The sequence below is a fragment of the Chryseobacterium sp. G0201 genome (assembly GCF_003815655.1).
GTDB lineage: Bacteria > Bacteroidota > Bacteroidia > Flavobacteriales > Weeksellaceae > Chryseobacterium.
The window spans coordinates 3,486,723-3,511,831 of record NZ_CP033917.1 but is presented as its reverse complement, the minus strand read 5'-3'; the positions used below and the strand labels follow the sequence as shown (position 1 = coordinate 3,511,831).

The following is a 25,109-nucleotide window of genomic DNA, read 5'->3' as shown; positions in this document are numbered from 1 at the left end:
TTATTTCGGGATTTTTTTATTTTGTAGCTTTTGCCATTTCGGCTTCAAAGATTCTTTTTCTTAAGTCGCTCGAGGAAAACCTGTGATCTCTTTTATTGTAAAAAATTTCTATGCCTTTTTCTTCGCAGTATTTTTTACCTGTGAAGTCTTTGTCCATGTAATCGTCACCGATGATCCTTACATCTATTACAAAAGATTTTAGAATATCTTCTAAATCCTGTTCTGTGTAATAAGGAATAATTTCGTCAACCGCATTTACTGCTTTCAACTGAATATAACGCTCAACAATCGTTTGCGTCGGCTTATTTTTAGTCGGACGATCGTGAGACGGGTCAATTTGAAGACCAACAATTAGATAATCGCAAACCGTTTTTGCTTCTTCCAACATTTTGATGTGACCAGCATGTAATAAATCAAATGAGGAAAATGTAATGCCTATTCTTTCTGTTTTCATAATGTGTATTTAAAATTTCACTGAAATAAAGGGTATTCTAAGGGATTAGACCTAAATTCAGGAAGGTATTTTTAATTATAATTATTGTTATTAAATTTAAAACAAATCAAGCTTAATTATTTCTTGATTCTAAATATTTTTGCCACTCCCAAGTGGTTCTTAACGCTTCTTCCAAACTCGTTTCAGACTTCCAATTGAGTTCTTTTTCTGCTTTATTGGCGTTGGCGTAAGCAATCGTAATATCGCCTTCTCTCCTATCGCAGATTTTGTAAGGTACTTCTACATTATTTGCGGTTTCAAAAGCTTTTACAACCTCCAAAACAGATGATCCTTTCCCTGTTCCTAAATTATAAATATCAATCGTGGATTCTTCGGATTGATTGTTCATTAAACTTTTCAATGCCGCAACATGAGCCTTAGCCAAATCTACAACGTAAATATAATCACGAACCGCAGTTCCGTCTACTGTAGGATAATCATCACCCCAAACACTTAGTTTTTCACGGATTCCGGCTGCAGTTTGCATAACATAAGGTACCAAATTATTTGGAATACCAATTGGCAATTCACCTAATTTTGCAGATGGATGCGCTCCGATCGGGTTAAAATACCTCAACAAAGAAATTTTTCTGTTGTAAGCTTTTGCAAAATCAATCAGAATTTCTTCGCCCATTTGTTTGGTCTTACCATAAACACTTTCAGGCATTTTCAATGGAGTATTTTCGTCAATTGGCATTTCATCTGCTTGACCGTACACTGTACAAGATGAACTGAATATAAAATTAGAAAGTTCTCTGGTTTTAAATTCCTGAAGGATATTAATTAGAGAAAACAAATTATTTTCATAATAATCGACAGGTCTTTCCTGGCTTTCTCCAACCGCTTTATATGCTGCAAAGTTGATACATCCATCAATTTGATGAGCATCAAAAACCTGCGTCAGAAGTTCCTTTCTTTTTAAATCAAAAGGATAAAAAACAGGCTTTTTCCCCGCAATTTCTTCTATATTTTTTAAAATAAATTTTTCAGAATTGGATAAATCGTCAACAATAACAACATCGAAGTTATTATTCAAAAGTTCTACAACTGTATGAGAACCAATATATCCAAGACCTCCCGTTACGAGTATTGCCATTTTTAGTAATTGTTATTTTTAATCATTGTGTGTTCCTATTTCTTCACTTTCATAAATTTTGTTTTTATTACTTTTAATTTTGAAATAATTAATAAGAAAAAACATTATTCCTATAAAAATAATACTATTCAAAAAAATAATGAATATAGCTTTAAAAAAAAATCCATTATTTAAATAAACATAAATTTCAAAAAATAAAAATAAAGTAATAATAAAATAATTTACATTCAGCAAAAAAATACTTTTTTCAGATTTCTTAAATAATGAAATAAAAGAAGTAGTATTAAAAATCAAAGAAAGAATCCCTAATGAAATTTGTAATCCATCAGCTGAAAATAATTTAATTTCTTCAAAATGTTTAGTTATTCCAAAAATAATATAACCAAAAAATAAATTTAGAATAAAGGTTAATATTAAAATTAAAAAATAAACAAAGTTATATTTGAAAATTCTTTTCTTATACAACATATTTTACCCCATAAATTCCAACACAGCATCCGTAATATACTTCAACTGCTCTTCATCCAATTCTGTATGCATCGGAAGAGAAATTACCTGATCCAACAACTTATCTGTGTTCACAAAATCCGCATCATTGCTTTCCTGATAATATGCTTTTTGTTTTCTCAAAGCCACAGGATAATAGATCATTGCAGGAATTTCTTTTTCAGCTAAGAATTTTTGAAGATCGTTACGTTTACCGTTCAAAATTCTCAATGTATATTGGTGAAATACATGCGTAGAGTTTTCTGCTCTTTTTGGAGTTAAAATATTTTCATTTCCAGCAAAAGCTTCGTCATAATAATCAGCTGCTTTTCTTCTGGACTCATTATAAGAATCTAGATTGGGAAGTTTTTTTCTTAAAATCGCAGCCTGAATACTGTCTAAACGAGAGTTAACTCCAACCTCATCATGGTAGTATCTTTCGTACATTCCGTGGTTAACGATTCCTCTTAAACGGTGCGCTAAATCATCATTATTCGTACAAATTGCACCACCATCTCCGTAACATCCAAGGTTTTTTGATGGGAAGAATGAAGTTGTTCCCACAGTAGACATTGTTCCGGCTTGTTTTACTGTTCCGTCTGAAAAGGTAAATTCTGCACCGATTGCCTGTGCGTTGTCTTCAACTACATATAAATTATGCTCTTCAGCAATTTTTAAAATTTCTTCCATATTCGCACACTGTCCGAAAATATGAACCGGAATGATCGCTTTTGTTCTTGGAGTGATCGCTTTTCTGATCGCTTCTGTTGAAATCGTGAATGTATCGTAATCTACATCTACCAAAACAGATTTAAGTTTAAGCAAATGAATAACTTCCACAGTCGCTGCAAAAGTAAAATCAGCAGTGATTATTTCATCCCCTTCTTTCAGGTCTAAAGCCATCAAAGCAATCTGTAAAGCATCCGTTCCGTTCGCACAAGGAATCACATGATTTACCTCTAAATAAGACTCCAATTCATTCTGGAAAGACTTTACCTCAGGGCCATTGATAAAAGCCGCCGAATCCATTACATTTAAAACTGCATTATCTACATCATTCTTTATTTTGTAATACTGACTTTGTAAGTCAACCATCTGAATTCTTTTCATAAATAAATATTTGTGTAAAAATAAGGAATTTAAAATCCTGTCAAAAATTTTATTGATTTTGTTTTATCTTTATACAAAATAAATACATGAAAAAACTTTTACTCTTTTGTATCTTAACGGGTTACTCGGCCGTTTCTGCACAAACCCAGCTTGTTTTTGTTTATTTTAATGATAAACCGAACAAGACTGCATTTTACGCCAATCCATTATCAGAACTGTCCCAAAAGTCCCTCAACAGACGTACAGCATTAGGAATTTCGCTGAATGATCAGGATGCTCCGATCGAACAATCTTACATTCAAAACATTCAGAATCTGGGATTTACCGTTACTGATTATTCTAAATGGCTGAATGGAGTTGCCGTAAATGCCACTCCGGCACAGATTACTACCCTTCAGGCTCAACCTTATGTTGGCTCAGTGGAAAGTTTTGCCAGAAATTCGTCCGGTGTTCCCAAAACTTCGAATATAGATAAATGGGCAGATTTTAATTCTAATTATTCAACCAGCAAAACATTAACAACTTTTGATTATGGTTCTGGTTCAGACCAGATTGATCAAATTAATTTAAGACAACTTCACCTTGCAGGTTATACAGGAACCGGAATTACCATTGCTGTGATCGACAGCGGTTTCCCGACTGTAAATACAGGTTCAGCCTTCGCAAGATTATGGACCAATAATCAGATCAAAGGCGGATATGATTTTGCTGCAAAAAGTACAGATATTTATAATCCTTCATTAAATGCGCATGGAACTGTAGTTCTGGGAGCTATCGGAGGATTTATACAAAATACGTTTGTAGGTTCTGCGCCCGATGCCGATTTTTATTTGTACCGAAGCGAAAATGCAACCGCTGAAATTCCCGAAGAAGAACTCTATTGGATCGAAGCTGCTGAGGAAGCCGACAGAAAAGGAGTTGATGTTATTACAACTTCGTTGGGATATAATACATTCGATGATGCGAGATACAATTATACGTATGCCAATATGAACGGAACCACTTCATTCATCGCAAGAGCTTCCGAAATTGCTGTTAATAAAGGAATTTTCCTTCTCGTAGCAGCAGGAAACTCGGGGCAACAACCGTGGCATTATATCATAACGCCCGCTGACAATGCTAAAGTTTTCACGATTGGATCTGTTGATTCTGCAGGAGCTTCTTCAGGATTTTCGTCCTATGGTCCCAATTCTGTCGGTGTCGTAAAACCGGACGGAAGTACAAGAGGAAGTGGAGCTTTTACTGTTAATAATAATTCTACAACTACAGTTTCCGGAACTTCTATTGCAACACCAATTGCTACAGGAGGAGTCGCTTGCTTGATTCAGGCATTCCCAACGATGAATAGAGATCTGATGAGAAATAAATTAAGACAAACTGCTTCCCTATCTCCAAGTCATACCGATCAAATGGGATTTGGAATTCTGAATTTCGGAAGTTTATACAACGGAACATTAAATACATCCGAAATTGTAAAACAAAAGCAAGTTGCTATTTTCCCAAATCCTGTAAAAAACATATTAAATATTGCTTCTGAAAGCGAAGTTTTATCATTAGAGATTTATGATAATCTTGGAAGATTGATTACTAAAGTTAATAATCAAAAATCTGTAAAGGTTGAAGATTTTGCAAAAGGAACTTATTATCTGAAAATTCAGACGAAGGATAAGGTCTATTATGAGAAATTTATAAAGGAATAAAATAGAAAAACCTCTCGAATCGAGAGGTTTTTTTTAATTAATGGTATTTATTTTTTTCATTGCGGAGGAATTTAAACTCCTATAAAAAAGTAGGCATAGATTCCACGCTCCACTTCGTTCCGCTCTGAATGACAAACTTTAAGTTCAAAATTTAATTTAAGCCGAATTCCTACTCGCATTAATATTTCCAAACAACGAACGCGTCACCAATTTTCCGTACGCTTCTTTATTGCCTTCTCCTTTTTGAATTTTCATTAAAGCATATTGCTGAATACTCAATAATGGTAGAACAATTTTTTCACGAATTTTCACCGATTTTCTGGACAAAGGATCTTCTTCCTGAAGCATTTTAAAACCTGTCAATTCAAGCATAATGTCTTTTGAAAGGTTGTATTCTTCGAAAAGAACATTCCAGAAGGCACCGAATTTTGGATTGCTTTTAATATAATAAGTTAATGGGAAATAGGATTTATTCATACTCATCATCGAGTTCAAAACTAAAGTTTTAAAGAAGTCCGAACCTTTGTACAGATCTCTTACTTCTTCGAACCTTCCCTGTTTTTTCATTTCTTCCATCGCAAATCCGAAACCGAAGAATCCGGGAACATTTTGTTTCAATTGCGACCATGATCCCACAAACGGAATGGCTCTTAAATCTTCAAATTTCAACTCACTATCGCCACCGCGTTTTGACGGACGGCTTCCGATATTTGTTTTTCCATAATATTCCAACGTACTCATTTCCTGTAAATACGGAACGAACATTGGATGCGCTTTCAAATCTGAATATTTTTTATAGCTGATATCTGCCAATTCGATGATCAGTTTTCTTTCTTTTTCAGTTAAATCCTTTTTAGAATTCTTGAAAACATCATTTTCAACTCCGGCTGTTAAAAGTTGTTCGAAATTATATTTTGCCTGTTCTTTATTTCCGAAAATACTTGTGATCGTCTGACCTTGGATCGTTAATTCGATCTTATTATTCGCAATCGTATTTCCCTGAGAAGCATAGAAATCGTGGGTTTTTCCGCCACCTCTTGCGGGAGGTCCGCCTCTACCGTCGAAGAATACTACTTTAATTCCGCTTTCTTCGGAAAGTTTAGTTAAAATTTCTTTGGCTTTATAAATTTCCCAGTTGGCTTTTAAATAACCACCATCTTTTGTTCCGTCCGAGAAACCAAGCATAATTGTTTGCTGATTTCCTCTTTTTTCCAGATGCTTTTTATAGATAGGATTTTGGTACAGTTCATTCATCACATTTTCAGCATTGGCAAGACCTTCCATAGTTTCAAAGAGCGGAACAATATCCATGTTGATTTCTTCATCTTTGTAGCCACAAACTTTGAAGAAAGCATAGACATTCATCACATCTTTTACCGCATCAGAATTGGAAATAATATAACGATTCATTCCTCTAAATCCGTTGGCTTGCTGGATTCCTGTGATTTGAGAAACCGTCAGTAAAGTATCCTGAACAATTCCTTCAAAATCATCCGTATTTACTTTATCTGAAATTTGAATTAACTGATTGAATTTCTCTTCATTCGTCACTTCAATATTTCCAAAAACCTTAGCATGAACCTCATCAATTACCTGTTGATGAATTCTGCTGTCCTGTCGAACATCCAACGTCGCAAAATGCGTCCCGAAAATCTTCACACGATCTCTGAAATTCAATAATAGCTCTAAAAATAAAGAATTATGATGCTCAACCAAGATTTTTTCGGCTTCATTGGCTCTTTTTAAAATATCTTCTGTTGTAATTTTTTCATTATTAAAAATCGCACCGTATAATTCGTCATTCAGTTTTTGTAAAACCTCTGAAACTCCCCTGAAACTCAATCTTCTTCTGATAAATTTCAAATGGCTGTAATATGATTTTAAAATAGCTGAACGAAGTTCTTCCGATACTCTTTTTGTAACATCAGCCGTCACAAAAGGGTTTCCGTCTCTGTCACCGCCCGGCCAGAAACCAAGCTGAATAATATCTTCATGAAGGTGAAAATGACCGTTTCCGAAAGTGTTTCTGATCTTCGTAAATAATTCCCCAATCGTGTCATAATATACATATCTCAAATATGAAATAATACTCAACGCTTCATCGATTGGCGTCGGCTTTTCTTTATTCACGAAAGGTGTCTTTCCTAATTGTTGAAGTAAGGTATCGATATTCGTCACAGAATCGGTCGTAATAGCCGTTCTCAAATCCTGAATAATTCTCTGAACCGAACTTGGATAAAACTGCGTTGGGTGAGCCGTAAAAACAACTTTTACGGTAAAATCCTTTAATTTCTCACGTACTTTTTCCAGTTTATGATCCAGAAGTGAGCGTTCAAAAAGATTGGTCACCGTTCCGCTGTCACTTTCTGAATGCAGACTTGGAAAAGCAGCATCTTCGATACTGTCGAACAAAACGACCTGTCTTTCTATATATTGAATGATTTTGAAAAGGAGTTCGAGTTTTTGTTCTTCCGACTGTAGATCTGTATGGCTTGTAAAGAATTCTTCGACAATCTGTTCAGGCGTTTTCCCTGCTTCGTAGCCGTTCTTACTTTCTTCATACAAAAACGGAAGCAACATCCCGATATTTGTCATTTTATCATAAGGCAGGCTCATAAATAATGAATTGTAGATCTGGAATTTATTTTCAACGATCTGCCTGAATTTTTCTGCGCGTTGGTCGTGTATCATATAACAAATGTAGGGGATTTTGGTTTGAATTAATTCTATTCTTAGGTTAAAAATAATTAAATTTTAATTGCTATTTCTAAATAATATTATAATTACGTAAATTTGACTCAATACACAATAAAAAATGAATAACCTAAATATTTTTGTGAGCTCAACCTGTTACGATTTATCACAATTAAGAGCTAATTTACACGATTTCATAACCAAATCTGGGCATAATCCAGTTCTTTCTGAATATGATAATTTTCCAATTTCTCCTGAATTAAACTCTATTGAAAACTGTATAAAAAATGTAAAAGAGAATGCCGATATTTTGGTTTTAATAGTGGGAAATAGATATGGGAGTATTATTGAGAATGGAAAATCAATTACTAATACTGAGTTTTTAATGGCAAAACAAAAAGGAATTCCAATCTTTTGTTTTATAGATAAAAATACATTAAATGCTCTTAATTTCTGGAAGAATAATAAAGATGCTGATTTCTCTCATATAGTAGATAATAAAGAAATTTTTGAATTTATTACAGATATAAGAGAGAACAAAAAGATTTGGACATTTCCCTTTGAACAATCACAAGATATTATTCTGACATTAAAAATACAATTATCACATTTATTTAAGAGTAGTTTAAAAGTTAAAAATATACTTGATAGAGATATTTCAGATTTTTTCAAACTAAATTTGAGTGAGAAATGCTTAAAAATTCTAATAGAAAAAAATAGTTTTTTTGAACTTGAATTTTTATATCAAACCTTAATTGATGAGATAGAAAAAAAAGAATTTTTGAAAAATGATATTGAATATTCAATCTTAATAGAACCAAAGCATTTTATAAAAGATCATTTTGATTTACCAGCTTGGGCTTCAAGCAGAACCTTTTCACACTCTAATACTATAACAAACTTAATAGGTTTAAGTGACATGTTACAAAAATTTATTGGTGAACCTGGCAAACCTTCAGATATAAAAGGTTTGTACTACGCTTCTGTCAAATATTCTCAAATATATGAACAATTACTAAATTGGATAATTGATATAAAAAGTACTTATATAGATCCTGAATTTGAGGATTTCAAAGTATGTCTATCCGATATAGCAAGACATACTGCTGAAGAGCTTTGGAATTACCCATTTGAAATAAGAGAAAAAATAATTAAATCAAAAAATGAAGAACTATCTGGAAATTCGAATATTCTTGATTTAAATTTAACCCTAACAGCTAATGATGAAGCTCATAAAAAATTAAATCTATTAATAAAAAAACTTGAAACAAAGTTTTCAAGTTAATATATATTCGCATCTCATGAAAAAAATATTCATATTCCTTGTAATGGCTTTTATTTTTACAGCCTGTGGTGACGATTGCTATAATGCTCCTCAGACTATTGCTTTTGAATTCGTCGATGCTGATGGTGAAAACTTGGTCACTAATGGAACTCTTGCTCCTTTTTCAATCAGTGACGAAAATCAAATCGGCGTACAATTGACTAAAACATCTGACGACAGAATTATTTTAGAAAATGTGGGCGCTTATAATGGTACAAAAAACTATACTTTTTATTCCAATCTTAAAGTTTTTGATTTTTCAATACAATCGTCTGAATTTAAAGGAGGTTGTGATGGTTACCAGATCAATAAATTAACATTTAAAGGTGTCGGAATTGATGTAACGGATGAAAAAGGATACTATAAAATTGTTTTGGAATAAAAATAGCTAATAGTAAAATTGTCTCTGAGCATGGGGAAAATCCCGTCCAGGAAAATAATAAGTATGAAAATTATTTTAATCATCTCTTTTTTAATACCAGTTTTATTCCTTTCTCAAAAAACGGTTTCCGAGGATTACAAAAAAATCCCCGAAATCTTCGATAGCACTGAATTCCTCTACCCTTTCATCAAACCTGACACAAAATATCAATATTGGTCAGTTCTCCGCAACATTGAAGATCCTGATCCTGATAAATCTGTTATTTACGAAAGTCAGATGCCCGATTTTATGACACTCAATGATCCGGCTCCGGGGAAAGGTTTCTTTCAAGAATGTACAACAAGCGACTGTTTTTCCTATATTTTAGCCTGTAAAAACGGCAAAACGGAATATTTTAATAATGAACAGCAATTGAGGAATTTCATCGGATCTGTTGACAATCTACCGGAAGCGATTTTAATTGCAGAAACCTATGGTTTTAAAGTTGATACAAGTAACAGATTGGGAAGTTCTTATAAAATTGATAATCAACATATTTCGATGTATGTTTCTAAATCTAAAAATGATATGCAAAAAGAGTCTTTTTTAGTGAAAATCAATAGAAAAACAGGCAAATTAGATGCAAAAAGTAATGGAGTTTACTAATTTCCATACTCTGTCATTCTGACGAAGGAAGAATCTATTATTAAATTAAACATTAAGCTTGAATTAAGTGATTAAGAATATTAAGTTGAGATTCTTCACTACACTTCGTTTCGTTCTGAATGACAATTCGCATATAATTCATAATGCTGAAATTTCAATAGTTTTAATTAAACACAATCATAAGAATTTTAAAACTTCCTTAACTCAATTTTCACTTTGCATTGCGTAAATTTGGCTTAAATAAATTTAAGAACAATGCTTAATTTCGAGTTTAAAAATCCAACAAAAATACTTTTCGGAAAAGGTGAGATCGCTAAGATTTCAAAAGAAATTCCTAAAGACGCTAAAATATTAATGATTTATGGTGGTGGAAGCATCAAAAGTAACGGTGTTTACAATCAGGTACAAGAAGCTTTACAAGGTTATGATGTGCATGAATTCGGCGGAGTTCCTGCCAATCCTGAGTATGAAGTTTTGGTGGAAGCTTTACAAGTTATCAAAGAAAAAAATATCACTTATCTTCTGGCTGTTGGCGGCGGTTCTGTGATTGACGGAACAAAATTCCTTTCTGCAGCTGCAAATTACACCGGTGAACCTTGGGAAATCCTTAAAAAACCTGTAAGAACTTTTGAAGGTGAAGGAATGCCGTTCGGTTCTATACTAACATTGCCAGCAACAGGTTCTGAAATGAACTCAGGATATGTAATCTCAAGAAGAGAAACAAACGAAAAATTATCTTCAGGAGGTCCCGGACTTTTCCCTGAATTTTCTGTTTTAGATCCTGAAGTTGTGAGATCAATTCCAAAAAGACAAATCGTAAACGGTTTAACAGATGCGTATACTCATGTTTTAGAACAATACATGACAGCTCCGTCTTCTGCTGATTTACAGGAAAGAATTGCAGAAAGTATCTTGATTAGTTTACAGGAAACAGCTCCAAAAGTTTTGGCTGATGATTTTAATTATGATGCAGCAGGAAACTTTATGTGGTGTTGTACAATGGCATTGAATGGTTTAATTCAGAAAGGAGTAATTACAGACTGGGCAGTTCATGCCATGGGTCACGAATTAACAGCCTATTACGGAATTGATCACGCAAGAACATTGGCAGTAATTGCACCATCTCATTACCGTTATAATTTTGAGTCTAAAAAAGGAAAATTAGCTCAATATGCAGAAAGAGTTTGGGGAATTAAAGACGGAACGGTTGAAGAAAAGGCTGAATTAGGAATCAAAAAAATGGAAGAATTCTTCCACAGTCTTGATATTAAAACCAAGCTTTCAGAATATACTGAAGACTATAAAGGTACTGCAGAAAGAGTAGAAAAAGCCTTTACAGAAAGGAATTGGGTAGGTTTGGGTGAGCATAAGAAACTGACTCCACAAGATGCCTATAAGATTGTAGAAATGAGTTATTAAAAAGTTGGGAGCTAGAAGCTCGATGCTGGAAGTTTTTGAAGACTCAGATCATTAAATTTCCGAACCTTTTAAGGCTTCCATCTTCCCGCTTCCCAACTTCCAACTTAAAAATTATCTTTTTTACAAACATTCGTTTAAAAAACCTTAATTTCATTATAAATATTTCAAATTTATTTATATTTTAGCATATTCTTAAATTTGTGATAATGAAAAAACAGCTACTTTTATTTGCCTTTTCCGCTTTGGCGCTTACTTCGCTTAGTTCTTGTGAAGATGATGATGTTCAAGGTTATGATTTAGATACTCTGAAAGGTGAATGGAAAAACGTTAAAACAGAAATCGTTTCTGGAAAAGACAATAAAACAGTACTCGATCTTTATACTTATTCAGGATGTGAGTTGAAAAATACCACTTTATTTAGAACTGATTATTCTACAACTTATACTTATTATAGCGGTGTAGGAGCAGATTGCCAAATCAGTCAAAATGGTCAGGGTAAATACACCTATGATGCTGAAACCAAGGATATGGTAATAACTTACGACGACAATGTACAACTGAAATTTAAAGTGATCGTTCTTTCCAGCTCAGAACTAAAGCTAATGCAAGTTCCTAGCAGTGGAGATTTTAACGGTGATACAATCAACGATCTCACTTATACTACTTTTAAAAGATAAAACATAAACTCTCGATTTTATCGGGAGTTTTTTTATGAGAAAGAATTTTAATTACTAAAAATTATTAAAAAATGAAGAAGATATTATCCGCATTCTTATTGCTGACCTTTGCCCTTTTCTTTTCACAGGAAAAAAAGCCGATGTACTGGCAGGACATTCAAAATTTCAAAAAATTAGATCAGGAAAATGCACCTGCTAAAGATGCTATTCTTTTAGTCGGAAGTTCATCTTTCACAAAATGGACAGATGTTGCCAATTATTTTCCCGATAAAACGATCATCAACAGAGGATTTGGAGGATCAAGATTAACGGATCTGAATTATTATGCTAATGATCTGCTTTCTCCTTATCAGCCAAAACAAATTATTGTTTACTGTGGTGAAAACGATTTTGCGGACAATCATAAATTAAAAGCAAAAGAAGTTGTCAATCGATACAAAACATTCTACAAAAAAATTCGTGAGAAGTTTCCTAACATTGAAGTTGATTATATCTCTATAAAATACTCGCCAAGCAGAGAAAATCTTTGGCCTCAAATGAAGGAAGCCAACAAAAAAATTGCTGCTTTTATGAAGAAAGAACCGAATGCAGAATTCATTGATATCACAAAAGCAATGGAAGACGCCAACGGAAATGTAAGAAAAGAGCTTTTTGTAGAAGATATGCTTCACATGACTCCGGAAGGTTATCAGATCTGGACGAAGGTGATGAATCCTTATATGAAATAATTTTCAACCATGATAAAAAAACGACTAACCATTTTAATTCCTATTTTCATTTGTTCTTTTGTGTTTGCTCAGAAAGTTAAAGATAAAAAAACACCAACAGACAAAGAAGTTTTGAAAGAGCTTTCTGAAAGCACCTGTAAATGTATCGATTCTATTAATGGCTACAACAAAACTAAAGATGTCGTTAATAATGAGGTCAGCTCATGCATCAGTGAAAGAGTTTTGCCTTATATGCTAAGTAAAAGTCTGACAAAGGCGGAAACTGATATTGAAAAGGGAAATATCAAAAACAAAAAAATTGATATTAGTATTAATTCTAATCCTGAATCTGAAGATTACAAACAGGCTTATTATGAAATTGAAAGCCATTTGATGGATAATTGCTCCAGACTTAGAGATCTGGTGACGGCTGCAGAAAGTAAGCATGATCTACTATCTAAAGATCCCGTTGCTCTTGATTTTTACAATAAAGCGGTAGAAGCATCTGAAAAAGAAGACTGGAAAGAAGCGATTAAAAACTATGAGCAATCTGTAAAGAAAGATCCTCAATTTATTTACGCTTGGGATAATCTAGGAGTCTGCTACAGAAGAGCCGGAGAATATGATAAAGCGATCGAAGCGTATAAAAAATCTTTGACCATTGATCCTAAAGGCAAAATGCCACTTCAAAACATCGCTATGACGTATGTGTATAAAAAGGAATATCAAAAAGCAATTGATGCCTATCTGAATCTCGATAAAGTACATCCCGGTGATCCTGAAGTCTATTATGGAATTGGTCAGGTTTACTATGACCATTTAAAAGATTATGAAAAGTCTTTGGATTATATGGCTAAAGCTTACAACATCTACACAGATCAGAAATCACCCTACAGAACTGATGCTGAAGCAATCATTGGATACATATAAGAAAATGAAAGATGAAGGTAAGGCAGATAAATTCAAGGAAATTTTAAAGAATAACAAAATCAATTTTGAATAAACAAAAGCTCTCAATTTTTGGGAGCTTTTTTAGTTTTAAACAATCAAGAAAAAATTTTGAAGCAATTAAAAAAAAATTCATTTCTTTGTGAACCTTAATTAAAAAACTAATCTAACCATGAAGAAAATCTTATTTCTAGCTGTATCAGCAGCTTTTGTATTCAGTTCGTGTAGTAACGATGATGATGATAACAACTCAATAAATATTGTCGGAGTATGGAGACAATCAAAAACTTTAAAAATTTCAGGAAGTAATGGAAATCTAATTTCTACAGAAACGGCTTCTACCTGCAATCAAAAGAGTACGTATGATTTTAATGCAAACAATCAGTTAACGAGTCATATTTTTGAAAATGATGCCAATAACTGTACAGATTTCGGATCACAAACAGCACCTTATTCTTACGATATGCCGAACAAAAAGATAGTTATCGACGGAGATAGTTATGACGTAGCAAAGCATACTTCAAACGAAATCCAAATTGTTGTAGATTACGGACAATTCAATGATGACAACATTGAAGATCACATGATACTTGTTCTTACAAAATAACAAAAGCTCCCAAATTGGGAGCTTTTTTGTTTATTTCTTTCTTTTGGATTTTGAGATCGCTTTTTGTTGCGCTCTGTTGGCTCCAAATTTCTTGGGTTCCTTTCTTTTTGATGGTCCACCCCAGTTTTCTTTTTTGTTTTTATCCTTTTTCTCATGGAAAGCTCCTCCTCCATCATACAGCTTCGCCTGGGCAGGATTTTTCATTACGATCACATCTTCTTCTGAAATGATTTTTTTAGGATTAATTTTCACTCCTTCAGGGAAATCAATGAATTTTAATTCTCTATCCATCAATAATTCGATGTCTAAAACAGGACGTTCTTCTTTTTTAGCTACAAAAGAAATCGCTTTACCATCTTTGTCCGCTCTACCCGTTCTACCGATTCTGTGAATATATTGTTCAGGAACTTCAGGAATTTCAAAATTGATTACATGAGTAATATTTGAAATATCTAAACCTCTCGCCATAACATCAGTCGTGATCAAACCTCTGATCTCTTCATTTTCAAAGCGTTTCATCGCCTTCAATCTGTAGTTTTGAGATTTGTTTGAGTGAATTACATCAAACTGTTCAGGAAAAAGCTCATCAATTTTAGTAAATAATAAATCTGAATGCTTCTTATTATTAGCAAAAATCAAGACTTTAGACATATCTGCGTCCGATTTCAATAAATGCTCCAATAAATTGATCTTCGTATTAAAGTTTTCAACTTTATAGGCAGTCTGATTGATTTTTTCAAGCGGTGTTCCGGATTTCGCTAATGAAATTTCGATAGGACCTGCAAAATACTGTGCCAACATTTCGTCCACCGCATCTGTCATCGTTGCAGAGAAAAGAATATTTTGTCTCTTGTCTCTCATCATTTCGAAAATATGCGTCAACTGTGGTCTGAAACCTAAATTAAGCATTTCATCAAATTCATCAATGATCAGTTTCTGAACTTCTTTCAGTGAAATAGCATTATCAATAGCTAAATCCATAATTCTTCCCGGAGTTCCAACTAAAATATCACAGCCATTGTTAAATAAAAGCTTCTGCGTATTGATATTTTTTCCACCGTAAATTCCGATAACTCTTGCAGTAATATTCTCTGTTAATTTTTCAACAATTTCAGTTACCTGAACTACTAATTCTCTTGTAGGAACTAAAACAACAACCGTTGGATTTCCAGTTTTGTTATATTTCCAAGTCTTAAGTACAGGCAACAAATAAGCTAATGTTTTTCCGGTACCTGTTTGTGCAATTCCCATTACATCTCTTCCGGAAAGTATAGGTCCTATACTCTTTTCCTGAATAGGCGTTGGTTCAAACAGTTCCAGGTCTGCTAAAACATCTAGAACCTTAACCGGTAAATCAAAATCTGCAAAAGTTATTTTATCCATTTTGCAAAGATAGTCAATTAATTTATTTATGTATTAGGATGGGAGTTGGAAGATGGAAACAGGAAACATTTTCAAAGTTTTGGTTTTAAATTTAACACTTAAACTGATAAGATTAATCATTTATAATGCAAGTTTGTTATTCCGCAGGAATCTCAAGTTGTAGAGATTGCTTCGTCACTTCGTTCCTCGCAATGACAAGATTGTGTTTTATTTTCGAGTTATTCTCAATAAAATAATGATTACCAATAATATCGAAAAAATAAATCCCAACAAAGCAACCAATGATATCTCCCCGATTCTAGGTCCTGATTCTGAGACAAAAACAATCGCGGTTGCAATAATGTTTGCGCCTAAAACCATCGTTAAGATCAAATTGACAATGCTTGATTTTATGAGTTGATTTGTTTTTTCAATATTCTTAATTTCACTTGAAATGGTGAATTTATTTTCATCTAATTTTTGAAGAACAGAACGAAGTTCTTTGGGAATTTCATCAACATTATCTGTGAAATTCATCATTTTATCCATTCCGTTTTTGAGAAGATTCTTTGGATTTATCTTTTTGGTGATAATTTTTTTGGTGTACGGATTAAGACTTTTAACAATATCCAGATCAGGATTGATGGTACGTCCTACCCCTTCGATCAAGCTAATTCCTTTGAATAATAGGTAAAAATAATCCGGCATGTAGAGGCGGTTATCTTTTAAGACGTCTTTCATTTTATTAATAATCGCCTGGGGATTGATCTCTTTTAAAGAAGAACTGTGAACGAAATTGAGAATATCTTCCACGTCATTTTCAAACCTTCTTTCATCGGGAATGTCATAGCTTATGGCCATCTTTTTTAGAGATCTTACGATTTTATGAGTATTTTTTGCGACGAAACTTACAATTAAACTCTCAAGGATTTCTTTATCGTTCGGCTGAATTTTTCCTACGGCACCAAAATCAATAAAAACAACTTTACCGTCTTTCTTTACTAAAACATTTCCTGCGTGAGGATCGGCATGAAAAAATCCGTAATCCAGGATCTGAGATACAAATAAACGTAAACCAACTTCCGATATTTTTACAGGATCTATATTATGGGCCAGCAATGCTGCTTTATCGGTTACTTTTATTCCGTCAATAAATTCCATACAAAGAACATTGTTGTTGGAAAATTCTTCGTAGATCTTCGGAACGTATGTTTGTTTATTATTTTTAAAGTTTCGGGCAAACTGTAGGATATTATTCTTTTCATTAATTAAAGAAACCTCTTCTAATAATGATCTTTCAAACGTTGAAATTGCCTGTTTCAGGTTAAGCTTCTCTCCTATCTCAGAGTAAGATGAAATCAGTCTTTCAAGATCTTTGATCAACAGGAGATCATCTTCAATAACGGTCTGTACATCAGCTTTTTTTATTTTTAAAATAACCTCATTGCCATTCAATAAGGTTGCTTTGTAGACCTGTGCGATAGAAGCTGTTGCCAACGGGTGTTTCTGAACTTCCAGAAAATAATCATTAACAGAAATATTAAATTCATTTTCAAGAATTTCATGTATATTCATGTCGACTGTATCCACCTTATCCTGCAGTTTTTGAAGTTCCTGCACCAATTCTGGCGGAAGCAAGTCTTCCCTGTTGCTGAATGTCTGTCCAAGTTTTACAAAAGTAGGACCCAGTTCTTCCAATACCAGCCTTATCCTTTCATACACTGTTCCTTTTGAAATGATGTCGTCTGAATTTGAGGAATCTTCTTCCTGTTTATTATTCCCGTTCATTCTTGCGAGCATATCTTTAAAGCCATATTTACTTAATACGGAAATTAATCTCGCGGATCTTTTAAACTTTCTTTGTTGCTTATCGAACATATTCTATTTTCAATAAAAAATTGAGTTGCAAAGTAACTCCAAAAATTATTCCTATTCTATATTTTTATAGGTCTTTATGAATATTAGGGAGTCCATCTGCAGTTTTACGATCGCCAATGCCAATATTGAAACGGCTATCCATTATATTATATCCACCATATCTTATTTTAAAACCGGCAAGGCATAATTTATAATTTCCCGCTTAAATATTGAATCCGCCAACGGTTATATTACAAGTGCTAACAGGAATTTTAAACTCAGCTACATTATCATTAAATCTGACAATCCTTATATTTAAATAGTCCTAGGTTTATTATTTATCACTTTTACGAACTTTGAATTCTATCCCGCTAATTTGTTTATACTGCGGACTCGATGCTCCGAACACACTTTTTACATACAATTTAACTTCTTTTGCTGTCTGCAAAAGTCCTGATAAAGGGTTATACATTATCTGATTTCTTTCCAGCATCGCATTGCTGTATTGGGTGTATGAATCTATAAGCTCTGCGTTTTTTGTTTTCATATCCAGCAACTTTTCCTGTAAAGCGGCAATTTTCAGATCATTTTCATTAGGACTGTAAGATGGGTTTTGCGCTAAAATCTCTATAACTCCGGAAAAATGATCTACCATTTTGTCATATGACTGCTGGGAATTGGAGATCTGTTTGGTTTCAGGCTGTTGATCTTCTGCCTGTACATTGCTTTTCCTTGATGGAGAGCCCTGTATTTTTCTATTGACTGACTTCATATTCTGTATCCCAAGCTGATCTGCTCCGGACACGGCATACGCATTTACTATTTTGGTGGAAAGTGATCTTAAATCTGTAAAAGCATTTCTACGGTTATTCGTTGCATTATCAAAGCCTGTTTTCTTGGCTTTTGTATTGTCCAGTTTATTCTGTACGTTCAGCAAAAGTTCCTCCAGTGCTGCCACTTTAAGGCTATCTTTTACAGGATTGTAAGAAGCTCCGAATCCTATACAGAACGAGATGAGGCTTTGAAAATTAGCGGCATTTTTAGCGTGTCCTGTTTCACTTACAGAGCTTTTAACAGCTTTCGTATATGTGTTTTGATTTTTTGATTCCATATCGTTTAAAAAATTATGATTAATTCATTCAAATTTACAAATCATACCATATATAACAAATAAAAACACCATAATTAAACACATTGAAAAATATAAATAGACTTAAATCAAAAATATTAATTTTCCAATACCCAAGCTCTTGTTTTATTAATAAATTTAATTAAAAACATTATTTACATTAAAACGACTACTATACAAGGCTTTACTCACCGACAAATTCTTTAACAATTTTTAAAAAATATTTTTATCTTCGCAGCAGATTTTAATAAAACAAAAGCGTAAGCTATCATATAGGTATTAGAAAACCGCGAATTTTCAAAACAGCCCTAAAGTGATAAGCTTACGCCCGTGTATCCTATATGGGCACGGGCAAATTCTTTCTGGTTGTTGGGCTCTTCGCGGTGCCTCTAATACAGATTGATTTTTGCTCCGTGCCTTTGTTTTATCAATTAATTTCCAACCAAAACAAATAAAATAGCATCTATATATAATACGACATGCTTTGTCGCCATGATATAATATTTTTGTTTAACGTCAAATGATAATAAATTAATTATGAACTAATATAAATTCTATGGAAAAACCTCATCAAAAAGGATTGACGGAAATTGCCAAAAAACCACAATCTAAAAAAAGAAACTTATAGTAAAACCTCCCATTTGAATTATGGAGAAAATAGCTCTACAAGAAATTAAAAGCATTATTTATTATTGTCAAATTATTTTTATCAAGATTTTGATAATTAATAAAAAGAATTATTTTTACAACCTTTAATAAAACATATAAATGAAAAACAAATTTATTTTGTGGCTGTCCTTATTGGTAGCCTTTAACATCGTTTTGCATTCCTGCCGAAGTGAAGATATGTATCAGGAAAATGAACGCCAAAAACAAGACCTTAGAGCCTCTGTGCTTAGGTTTCACGAAATCAGTAGCAACACCGCTCTTCTTACAAAGGTTCAACAACTACAGTCAGAGTTATTTTCTTCTAGTGGTATTTTAGGAAAAAACAATTCTGTTTTGGATGGGGCTACTATTTCCACAGACAAGGTTATACTTGTAGAAAACGGAACACAGAAAACCTATACTTTTCCCGTAAAGAGAAATTCTGAAAGTAAGGGACTTGAAAATCTTGTACTGAAACAAAATGCTGACGGTACTTTTTCAGGAGTATTGATTCAGTATGGTATTACACCATTAGAGAAAGACCTTTTTGTTTTGGGAGAAGAAGTGGATATGACAAACAAACTAAAAATCTATGAAATTAACGATCTTAGCATTACACAGAAAATTGTTACAGAAGTTCTAGGATGTTTTGAAATCACATGGGAAAATGGCGTTTGCGCTTCCATGGATCATCATCAGTATGGACAAACTTGTAATATGACTGGAAGTGGGGCGGCTCAAGCTCCAGGAATTATTTCTATTGTCAACACTTGTTCAGGAGGTGCGGGAGGAGAAAACACAGGAATACCAAATTATCCTGACCCAAATTCTCCAGGAGGAAATACGGGAGGCTATAATACGCTACCTTACTCTGATGATTCTGATATGATGCTTTTAAAATATCAACAGTTCAGTGCTGTTTTTCATATCAATACTTATGGCTTCCCAACTGCATTAAGAACTAAACTATTTTATTTATATCTTTATCAGAATGAAGATGAGTATATTGTATCTAAACTGTTAAGTACTTTTGGAACAAAACCTGAGATTTTAAATGGTGCAGTAGATTTATTTACACAAAACTCCAGCCTGACTTGGGAACAATTTTATAATCAATTTTTAGCCACACCGTGTGAGAAAACAAAAAATTTATTAGCAAATACAGATGTACAGGCAAAAATTACAGAATTAAAAAACCAATCTACATTAGGAGGTGAAAAAGGAGTGAAATTTAAGGTAGATGGAACACCTTCTTCTACAATAAGCGGTGGCGCTCACAGTGTAAACTTTGGAGATAAAACAGGATATGCAGGAGGATATCACAACCACACTCCTACAGGAATACCAATGCTGTCTCCACCAGATATTGACCAATTATTAGGTTTTGCAAGAACACAACCAACTTCTAACCCCACAAATGTAAATGACGCTTATGTAGGAATGGTAGCTCCGAATGGCATGCATTATGTTATTTGGTTTAACGGAACTTATCAGGACGCAATAACAAATTTTTCTCAGGAGCAATTGGACGAATATAATGATAGATACCAAACTAGATACGGACTTTACAAACCCTCTACAGGTGATATGAGTAATGAAGCAATTGAAAGATTTTTTTTCAAAGCCCTTAAAGATATGGGATTAGATGGAAAAATCAATTTACAAAGAATAGAAAATGATGGAACTATAAAAACAATAATTAAAAATAGTGACGGAACAACAACCGCTACGACTTGTCCTTAATATCTTAAAAAGAAAAAATATGAAAAATATAAAATATTTAATTTTATTTGTTATTTCAATTTCGTGCAAAGCACAACAAACCTATCCTCTTAATACAGATTTTGAAGAAATTCCACAAGGCTCTTACATAAAAGATTTAAATAATGAATTAAGTCCTTATTTAGGAGAGTATAAAGCTAATTTTCAAGGAAATGAAATTAAATTATTCATTAGCAAGGAAACAATGAAATTTTTTAAATCATTAAATATTTATCAGGACGCATTGTCCATCAGATATATTATTAAAAATTCAGTAGGAAATATTCTTCAAGATACACAAAGTATGATTTTTCAGCCTAATCAACTTCTACACACAATATATAGTCGAGGAACTTATCCTAGTAAAAACATTGTATGGTTTAATTATGGTGGCGCAAACTGTAAAGTTGGTTGGGGAAGTATTGAATTAAAAAAAATTAGCTCTACACAAATTTCTTGGGAATATCGACCAAATGATATTATTCTTGATAATAGCAAATGTCCTGAAGGAACAGATATTAATATTTATCTCCCTGAAACAAAAGATTTAATATTTACTAAACAATAATGATAGAGGCTGTCTTAATGACAGTCTTTTTTTGATAATTAATATGAAAATAGCATACAGAAAAACATTAACAGTTTTAATTTTACTTATTAGCTTCATATCTTGCTCTGCACAAACTCTTCCTTTGTATACAGCATTGGAAAACATTCCAAACAATGCTCATGTAAAAGACACTAATAATGAATTAGCACCTTACGTGGGCACTTATAAAGCTAATTATGGAGGAAATGAAATTATATTATTTATTACTAAAGAAGATAATAAATTAGAAAGCCGGGCTAAAAAACAATTTTATAGAGATGCTTTAGTTATAAAATATCTTGTGAAAAATTCTTCGGGCACAATTCTACAAGATACTAAAAATAATAATATACCTAAAATTTATATTTATAGTACTAAAATGAAATCGCAAAATTCGGTAGTGCTTATTTATAGCGGTACTAATTGTCGTGTAGGTTGGGGGGACATTTATTTGACAAAAATTAATTCAACACAAATTTCTTGGGAATATCGACCAAATGATATTATTCTTGATGATACTAAATGCCCACAAGGAACAGATATAAATATTTATCTCCCTGAAACAAAAGATTTAATTTTTACTAAACAATAATGATAGAGGCTGTCTTAATGACAGTCTTTTTTGATAATTAATATGAAAATAGCATACAGAAAAATATTAACAGTTTTAAGTTTATTTATTAGCTTCATATCTTGCTCTGCACAAACTCTTCCTTTATATACAGCATTGGAAAACATTCCAAACAACGCTCATGTAAAAGATACTAATAATGAATTAATACCATATATAGGTACTTATAAAGCAAATTATGAAGGAAACGAGATTACTTTATTTATTACTAAAGAAGAAGATAAATTTTTTGATTATGGTGACCAAACGTTTTTTCGAGATGCTCTGGTGGTAAAATATATTGTCAAAAATTCTGCTGGAACAATCTTACAGGATACTAAGAATAACAATCTTGGTATTGATTTTAATAGCACCAAAATAAAATCGACTCAAAATTCAGTAATATTTTTTTATAGTGGAACTAATTGTAGTGTAGGATGGGGAGATATTTTCCTGAAAAAAATAAATACAACACAGATTTCTTGGGAATACCGACCAGATGATATAGTTACAACGGCGAGTAAATGTCCTCCTGCTTTAGACACTACAATTTATCTTCCTGAAACAAAGGATTTGATTTTCACTAAACAATAATTTCAAGTTATCCTTATAAAAAATGATTGGTTCTACCGTAATATCACATGGTAAAGCCAATCATTTTAATTTTAAGTCTTAGATACATAGCAACTGTACAAATTATTCTTAATATATATACCGCTTTTCTTATGCCCGTGACTACTGGTGGGGATATTATAATGGACAGAATGACAATTTGGGTTTAACCCCAAGTATCGATCTTGTATTAGAAGAACAGAATAAAAGAAATGTAGATCTTGAGTCTAGCAAAGCTGGCATATTAGAGGAAATTATTTATCCTACTGACGGAAAAACCAAATTTATTTTTGAAAACAACAAAGGTATTGATTATATGCACTCAGCCAGTATTGGTAATGAATTCCATAATATTGTTCCTTACAATATAAAATCCAAGCTGTTTTCTACTAATGAAAATACGACACAGCAACTGAACAAAACATTTACAGTTCCTATTGACATCAACCTTACCAACCTTACCAATTATCAAAGGCTGAATTTACAGATAGAGACTCAAACAACTAAATGTATCTATGCTGACAGCAGCTTGCCGGATCATGGAAGCTGTACTATATATTATTCTATAATTAATGGGAATAATGAAGTTTTAGTGCCCAAGTTATTACTTACCAACACTTCAAAAACACTACAAATTGCAGTCAATAAGTTTACGCCAACCAATAATATTTTAAAAGTGGAAGTATATGCAGGGACGCAAGGTGGCTTAGGTAACCAATACTTTAACTATAATCAGGATTATGCAAACGTAAGTGTGCTTTGGAAAGAACTGGATAATACATTGGCTAGAAATACAGAAGCGGGCTTTGAAGTTCCTTTCGGAGGGCTGAGAATTAAAAAAATAGAAAACTATTCTTCATCAAATGCTCTTTCTTTGGTAAGAGAATATTCTTATAAAAGTGATGCAGGTGTAGAATCGGGAATATCTACTTTTGAAATGGATTTTCTACAATCTGGCGCCAATAAAATGTTTGTGGCCTCACAAAGTAGATTTCCTATGCAAAATAACAGTGGGACTATGATCGAATATTTAAAAACCGACGAAACCCAAACCAATATCCTAACCAACGAAAAAATAACAACATCACATTATTTCGAGAACCAAAACAGATTAGGAAATTATTTAGGGTCGTGTTTATTTATTAATCCAACGGGTGAAGCTCTTCTTACCTCGGCAAGCGTACCCTGTTATGAACATCCAATGAATAATAAGGAAATACGTGTGGCTTCTACTGTTTTTGCTGAAAATAAATTTCAATATACTTCAGGTTTTCCAAAGTATGTTCCTGAGCATAAAAAACCCCAAAGAGTTTACGGAATAGATTATGACAGAACCCTGAAACCTCAGGACTTTAAGTATGCAACGTATGACCTTGGTTTTTTATTCTCACCAAGCTATCTGGGCTTTATGTTCTTTTATTATGAATTTAATAATTTTGAAGAACTTCCAAAAGAATTTACAAACACCAGAACTGATATTGTAAACGGAGCAAACTTAGTAACCGAAAGCCAATACAGCAGTCTAAGCCCTTATCACTATCAAACGACCAAAGAAACTGCCACAACAGATGGAGTTGTTACAGAAACGAACTATCAATATGCACAGGATAAAGCCAATCAATTAATGATTGATAAAAACATGATCGGTATTCCGCTAGAGACAACCACTAGCCAAACTATGAATGGTTATACAAAAACATTGGCAAAATCAGAAAAGGTGTATCCAAAGACCACAGCAGAAATAACGAATAACAGCGCTGGTTTAGTACTTCCCTTATCTGTAAGATCTTATGATATTCCTAACAATTCTTTTTCAACAGAGATCACCTATGACAAATACGACAACAAAGGAAATATCCTTCAATACAGAACCAAAGAAGGAAGTCCTGTAGCAATTGTCTGGGGATATAATCAGGCTAAACCTATTGCAAAAGTAGAAGGAATCACTTACGATCAGCTGGTGAGCTCAGGACTTATTACAGCTATAGTTTCGGCTTCTGATGAAGATGCTGCCGATCCAAGCAAAGAAACTCTTTTAATCACAGCTTTGGATACTTTCAGCAGATCACCTTCATTACAGAATACAAAAATTTCTACGTTTACCTATGATCCACTGATCGGGGTAACGAGTATTACTTCTTCACAGGGAATCAGAGAAATTTATAAATATGACAGCTCCAACAGGCTGGAAAAAGTGTCTGATGAAGAAGGAAAACCTTTGAAGGATATCAAATATAACTACAAAAACTAACA

At 33.0% G+C, this 25,109-nt stretch carries 22 protein-coding genes; 14 read left to right on the top strand and 8 right to left on the bottom strand.

All coding sequences use genetic code 11. From position 1 onward, the window contains the following. Positions 1 to 16 precede the first annotated feature (16 nt). From EG348_RS15815 to EG348_RS15800, 4 genes are all read right to left on the bottom strand, one after another. Positions 17 to 454, bottom strand: a complete 438-nt coding sequence (locus EG348_RS15815) for an adenylyltransferase/cytidyltransferase family protein (protein ID WP_066750249.1) — start codon at positions 452 to 454, stop codon at positions 17 to 19. 112 nt (positions 455 to 566) lie between these two features. After that, a complete protein-coding gene (galE, locus tag EG348_RS15810) occupies positions 567 to 1,589 on the bottom strand; it encodes a UDP-glucose 4-epimerase GalE (protein WP_123983953.1) in 1,023 nt (340 codons plus the stop codon). An 18-nt stretch (positions 1,590 to 1,607) separates the two neighbouring features. Next, a complete protein-coding gene (locus EG348_RS15805; RefSeq protein ID WP_123983952.1) occupies positions 1,608 to 2,057 on the bottom strand; it encodes a hypothetical protein in 450 nt (149 codons plus the stop codon). A gap of 3 nt (positions 2,058 to 2,060) precedes the next feature. Next, a complete protein-coding gene (locus EG348_RS15800) occupies positions 2,061 to 3,185 on the bottom strand; it encodes a DegT/DnrJ/EryC1/StrS family aminotransferase (RefSeq protein ID WP_123983951.1) in 1,125 nt (374 codons plus the stop codon). 86 nt (positions 3,186 to 3,271) lie between these two features. Between EG348_RS15800 and EG348_RS15795 the strand changes: the two genes are divergently transcribed. Then, positions 3,272 to 4,885, top strand: coding sequence for a S8/S53 family peptidase (locus EG348_RS15795; RefSeq protein ID WP_123983950.1), 1,614 nt, complete (start codon positions 3,272 to 3,274; stop codon positions 4,883 to 4,885). Positions 4,886 to 5,041: 156 nt separating this feature from the next. Here the strand turns inward: EG348_RS15795 and EG348_RS15790 are convergent, their stop codons facing one another. Continuing rightward, on the bottom strand, positions 5,042 to 7,576 hold the full coding sequence (locus tag EG348_RS15790) for a phosphoenolpyruvate carboxylase (RefSeq protein ID WP_123983949.1): 2,535 nt from the start codon (positions 7,574 to 7,576) through the stop codon (positions 5,042 to 5,044). Between the two features lie 124 nt (positions 7,577 to 7,700). Here EG348_RS15790 and EG348_RS15785 point away from each other — a divergent pair, with 124 nt between their 5' ends. The 8 genes from EG348_RS15785 (at position 7,701) to EG348_RS15750 (ending at position 14,288) form a co-directional block, all read left to right on the top strand. Further along, positions 7,701 to 8,864 (top strand): DUF4062 domain-containing protein, encoded by a 1,164-nt coding sequence (locus EG348_RS15785; protein ID WP_123983948.1) that lies wholly within the window; start codon positions 7,701 to 7,703, stop codon positions 8,862 to 8,864. 16 nt (positions 8,865 to 8,880) lie between these two features. Continuing rightward, a complete protein-coding gene (locus tag EG348_RS15780) occupies positions 8,881 to 9,285 on the top strand; it encodes a hypothetical protein (protein WP_123983947.1) in 405 nt (134 codons plus the stop codon). 63 nt (positions 9,286 to 9,348) lie between these two features. Then, positions 9,349 to 9,930, top strand: a complete 582-nt coding sequence (locus EG348_RS15775; protein ID WP_123983946.1) for a hypothetical protein — start codon at positions 9,349 to 9,351, stop codon at positions 9,928 to 9,930. Positions 9,931 to 10,185: 255 nt separating this feature from the next. Further along, positions 10,186 to 11,349, top strand: a complete 1,164-nt coding sequence (locus EG348_RS15770) for an iron-containing alcohol dehydrogenase (protein ID WP_123983945.1) — start codon at positions 10,186 to 10,188, stop codon at positions 11,347 to 11,349. A gap of 206 nt (positions 11,350 to 11,555) precedes the next feature. Beyond that, positions 11,556 to 12,026 carry a lipocalin family protein gene (locus EG348_RS15765; RefSeq protein WP_123983944.1) on the top strand — a complete coding sequence of 157 codons (471 nt, stop codon included), beginning with the start codon at positions 11,556 to 11,558 and terminating at the stop codon, positions 12,024 to 12,026. Between the two features lie 71 nt (positions 12,027 to 12,097). Continuing rightward, positions 12,098 to 12,754, top strand: coding sequence for a GDSL-type esterase/lipase family protein (locus tag EG348_RS15760; RefSeq protein ID WP_123983943.1), 657 nt, complete (start codon positions 12,098 to 12,100; stop codon positions 12,752 to 12,754). Positions 12,755 to 12,763: 9 nt separating this feature from the next. Then, positions 12,764 to 13,663 carry a tetratricopeptide repeat protein gene (locus EG348_RS15755; RefSeq protein ID WP_123983942.1) on the top strand — a complete coding sequence of 300 codons (900 nt, stop codon included), beginning with the start codon at positions 12,764 to 12,766 and terminating at the stop codon, positions 13,661 to 13,663. 190 nt (positions 13,664 to 13,853) lie between these two features. Beyond that, a complete protein-coding gene (locus EG348_RS15750) occupies positions 13,854 to 14,288 on the top strand; it encodes a lipocalin family protein (RefSeq protein WP_123983941.1) in 435 nt (144 codons plus the stop codon). Positions 14,289 to 14,318: 30 nt separating this feature from the next. Here the strand turns inward: EG348_RS15750 and EG348_RS15745 are convergent, their stop codons facing one another. From EG348_RS15745 to EG348_RS15735, 3 genes are all read right to left on the bottom strand, one after another. Beyond that, positions 14,319 to 15,671 carry a DEAD/DEAH box helicase gene (locus EG348_RS15745; RefSeq protein WP_123983940.1) on the bottom strand — a complete coding sequence of 451 codons (1,353 nt, stop codon included), beginning with the start codon at positions 15,669 to 15,671 and terminating at the stop codon, positions 14,319 to 14,321. A gap of 207 nt (positions 15,672 to 15,878) precedes the next feature. Then, positions 15,879 to 17,528 carry an ABC1 kinase family protein gene (locus EG348_RS15740; RefSeq protein WP_123983939.1) on the bottom strand — a complete coding sequence of 550 codons (1,650 nt, stop codon included), beginning with the start codon at positions 17,526 to 17,528 and terminating at the stop codon, positions 15,879 to 15,881. Between the two features lie 313 nt (positions 17,529 to 17,841). Beyond that, positions 17,842 to 18,618: a hypothetical protein gene (locus tag EG348_RS15735; protein ID WP_123983938.1), complete on the bottom strand. Its 777-nt coding sequence runs from the start codon at positions 18,616 to 18,618 to the stop codon at positions 17,842 to 17,844. Between the two features lie 786 nt (positions 18,619 to 19,404). Here EG348_RS15735 and EG348_RS15730 point away from each other — a divergent pair. The 5 genes from EG348_RS15730 to EG348_RS15710 all read left to right on the top strand — a co-directional run bounded on the left by EG348_RS15730 (position 19,405) and on the right by EG348_RS15710 (position 25,107). Then, positions 19,405 to 21,027: a hypothetical protein gene (locus tag EG348_RS15730; RefSeq protein WP_123983937.1), complete on the top strand. Its 1,623-nt coding sequence runs from the start codon at positions 19,405 to 19,407 to the stop codon at positions 21,025 to 21,027. A gap of 19 nt (positions 21,028 to 21,046) precedes the next feature. Beyond that, entirely contained in the window at positions 21,047 to 21,613 is a 567-nt protein-coding gene (locus EG348_RS15725; RefSeq protein WP_123983936.1) for a DUF6705 family protein, read from the top strand. 43 nt (positions 21,614 to 21,656) lie between these two features. Beyond that, the gene (locus tag EG348_RS15720) at positions 21,657 to 22,226 is read left to right on the top strand and encodes a DUF6705 family protein (RefSeq protein WP_123983935.1); all 570 of its coding nucleotides are present in this window, start codon (positions 21,657 to 21,659) and stop codon (positions 22,224 to 22,226) included. 42 nt (positions 22,227 to 22,268) lie between these two features. Then, a complete protein-coding gene (locus EG348_RS15715; RefSeq protein ID WP_123983934.1) occupies positions 22,269 to 22,838 on the top strand; it encodes a DUF6705 family protein in 570 nt (189 codons plus the stop codon). 178 nt (positions 22,839 to 23,016) lie between these two features. Continuing rightward, a complete protein-coding gene (locus tag EG348_RS15710; RefSeq protein WP_123983933.1) occupies positions 23,017 to 25,107 on the top strand; it encodes a hypothetical protein in 2,091 nt (696 codons plus the stop codon). Positions 25,108 to 25,109 lie beyond the last annotated feature (2 nt).

Coding starts and splice junctions, on each gene's coding strand:
- EG348_RS15755 (WP_123983942.1), top strand. CDS start 12,764: ATGATAAAAAAACGACTAACCATTTTAATTCCTATTTTCATTTGTTCT.
- EG348_RS15785 (WP_123983948.1), top strand. CDS start 7,701: ATGAATAACCTAAATATTTTTGTGAGCTCAACCTGTTACGATTTATCA.
- EG348_RS15815 (WP_066750249.1), bottom strand. CDS start 454: ATGAAAACAGAAAGAATAGGCATTACATTTTCCTCATTTGATTTATTA.
- EG348_RS15725 (WP_123983936.1), top strand. CDS start 21,047: ATGAAAAATATAAAATATTTAATTTTATTTGTTATTTCAATTTCGTGC.
- EG348_RS15760 (WP_123983943.1), top strand. CDS start 12,098: ATGAAGAAGATATTATCCGCATTCTTATTGCTGACCTTTGCCCTTTTC.
- EG348_RS15765 (WP_123983944.1), top strand. CDS start 11,556: ATGAAAAAACAGCTACTTTTATTTGCCTTTTCCGCTTTGGCGCTTACT.
- EG348_RS15715 (WP_123983934.1), top strand. CDS start 22,269: ATGAAAATAGCATACAGAAAAATATTAACAGTTTTAAGTTTATTTATT.
- EG348_RS15750 (WP_123983941.1), top strand. CDS start 13,854: ATGAAGAAAATCTTATTTCTAGCTGTATCAGCAGCTTTTGTATTCAGT.
- EG348_RS15795 (WP_123983950.1), top strand. CDS start 3,272: ATGAAAAAACTTTTACTCTTTTGTATCTTAACGGGTTACTCGGCCGTT.
- EG348_RS15770 (WP_123983945.1), top strand. CDS start 10,186: ATGCTTAATTTCGAGTTTAAAAATCCAACAAAAATACTTTTCGGAAAA.
- EG348_RS15730 (WP_123983937.1), top strand. CDS start 19,405: ATGAAAAACAAATTTATTTTGTGGCTGTCCTTATTGGTAGCCTTTAAC.
- EG348_RS15775 (WP_123983946.1), top strand. CDS start 9,349: ATGAAAATTATTTTAATCATCTCTTTTTTAATACCAGTTTTATTCCTT.
- EG348_RS15780 (WP_123983947.1), top strand. CDS start 8,881: ATGAAAAAAATATTCATATTCCTTGTAATGGCTTTTATTTTTACAGCC.
- EG348_RS15735 (WP_123983938.1), bottom strand. CDS start 18,618: ATGGAATCAAAAAATCAAAACACATATACGAAAGCTGTTAAAAGCTCT.
- EG348_RS15790 (WP_123983949.1), bottom strand. CDS start 7,576: ATGATACACGACCAACGCGCAGAAAAATTCAGGCAGATCGTTGAAAAT.
- EG348_RS15720 (WP_123983935.1), top strand. CDS start 21,657: ATGAAAATAGCATACAGAAAAACATTAACAGTTTTAATTTTACTTATT.
- EG348_RS15745 (WP_123983940.1), bottom strand. CDS start 15,671: ATGGATAAAATAACTTTTGCAGATTTTGATTTACCGGTTAAGGTTCTA.
- EG348_RS15800 (WP_123983951.1), bottom strand. CDS start 3,185: ATGAAAAGAATTCAGATGGTTGACTTACAAAGTCAGTATTACAAAATA.
- EG348_RS15740 (WP_123983939.1), bottom strand. CDS start 17,528: ATGTTCGATAAGCAACAAAGAAAGTTTAAAAGATCCGCGAGATTAATT.
- galE (WP_123983953.1), bottom strand. CDS start 1,589: ATGGCAATACTCGTAACGGGAGGTCTTGGATATATTGGTTCTCATACA.
- EG348_RS15805 (WP_123983952.1), bottom strand. CDS start 2,057: ATGTTGTATAAGAAAAGAATTTTCAAATATAACTTTGTTTATTTTTTA.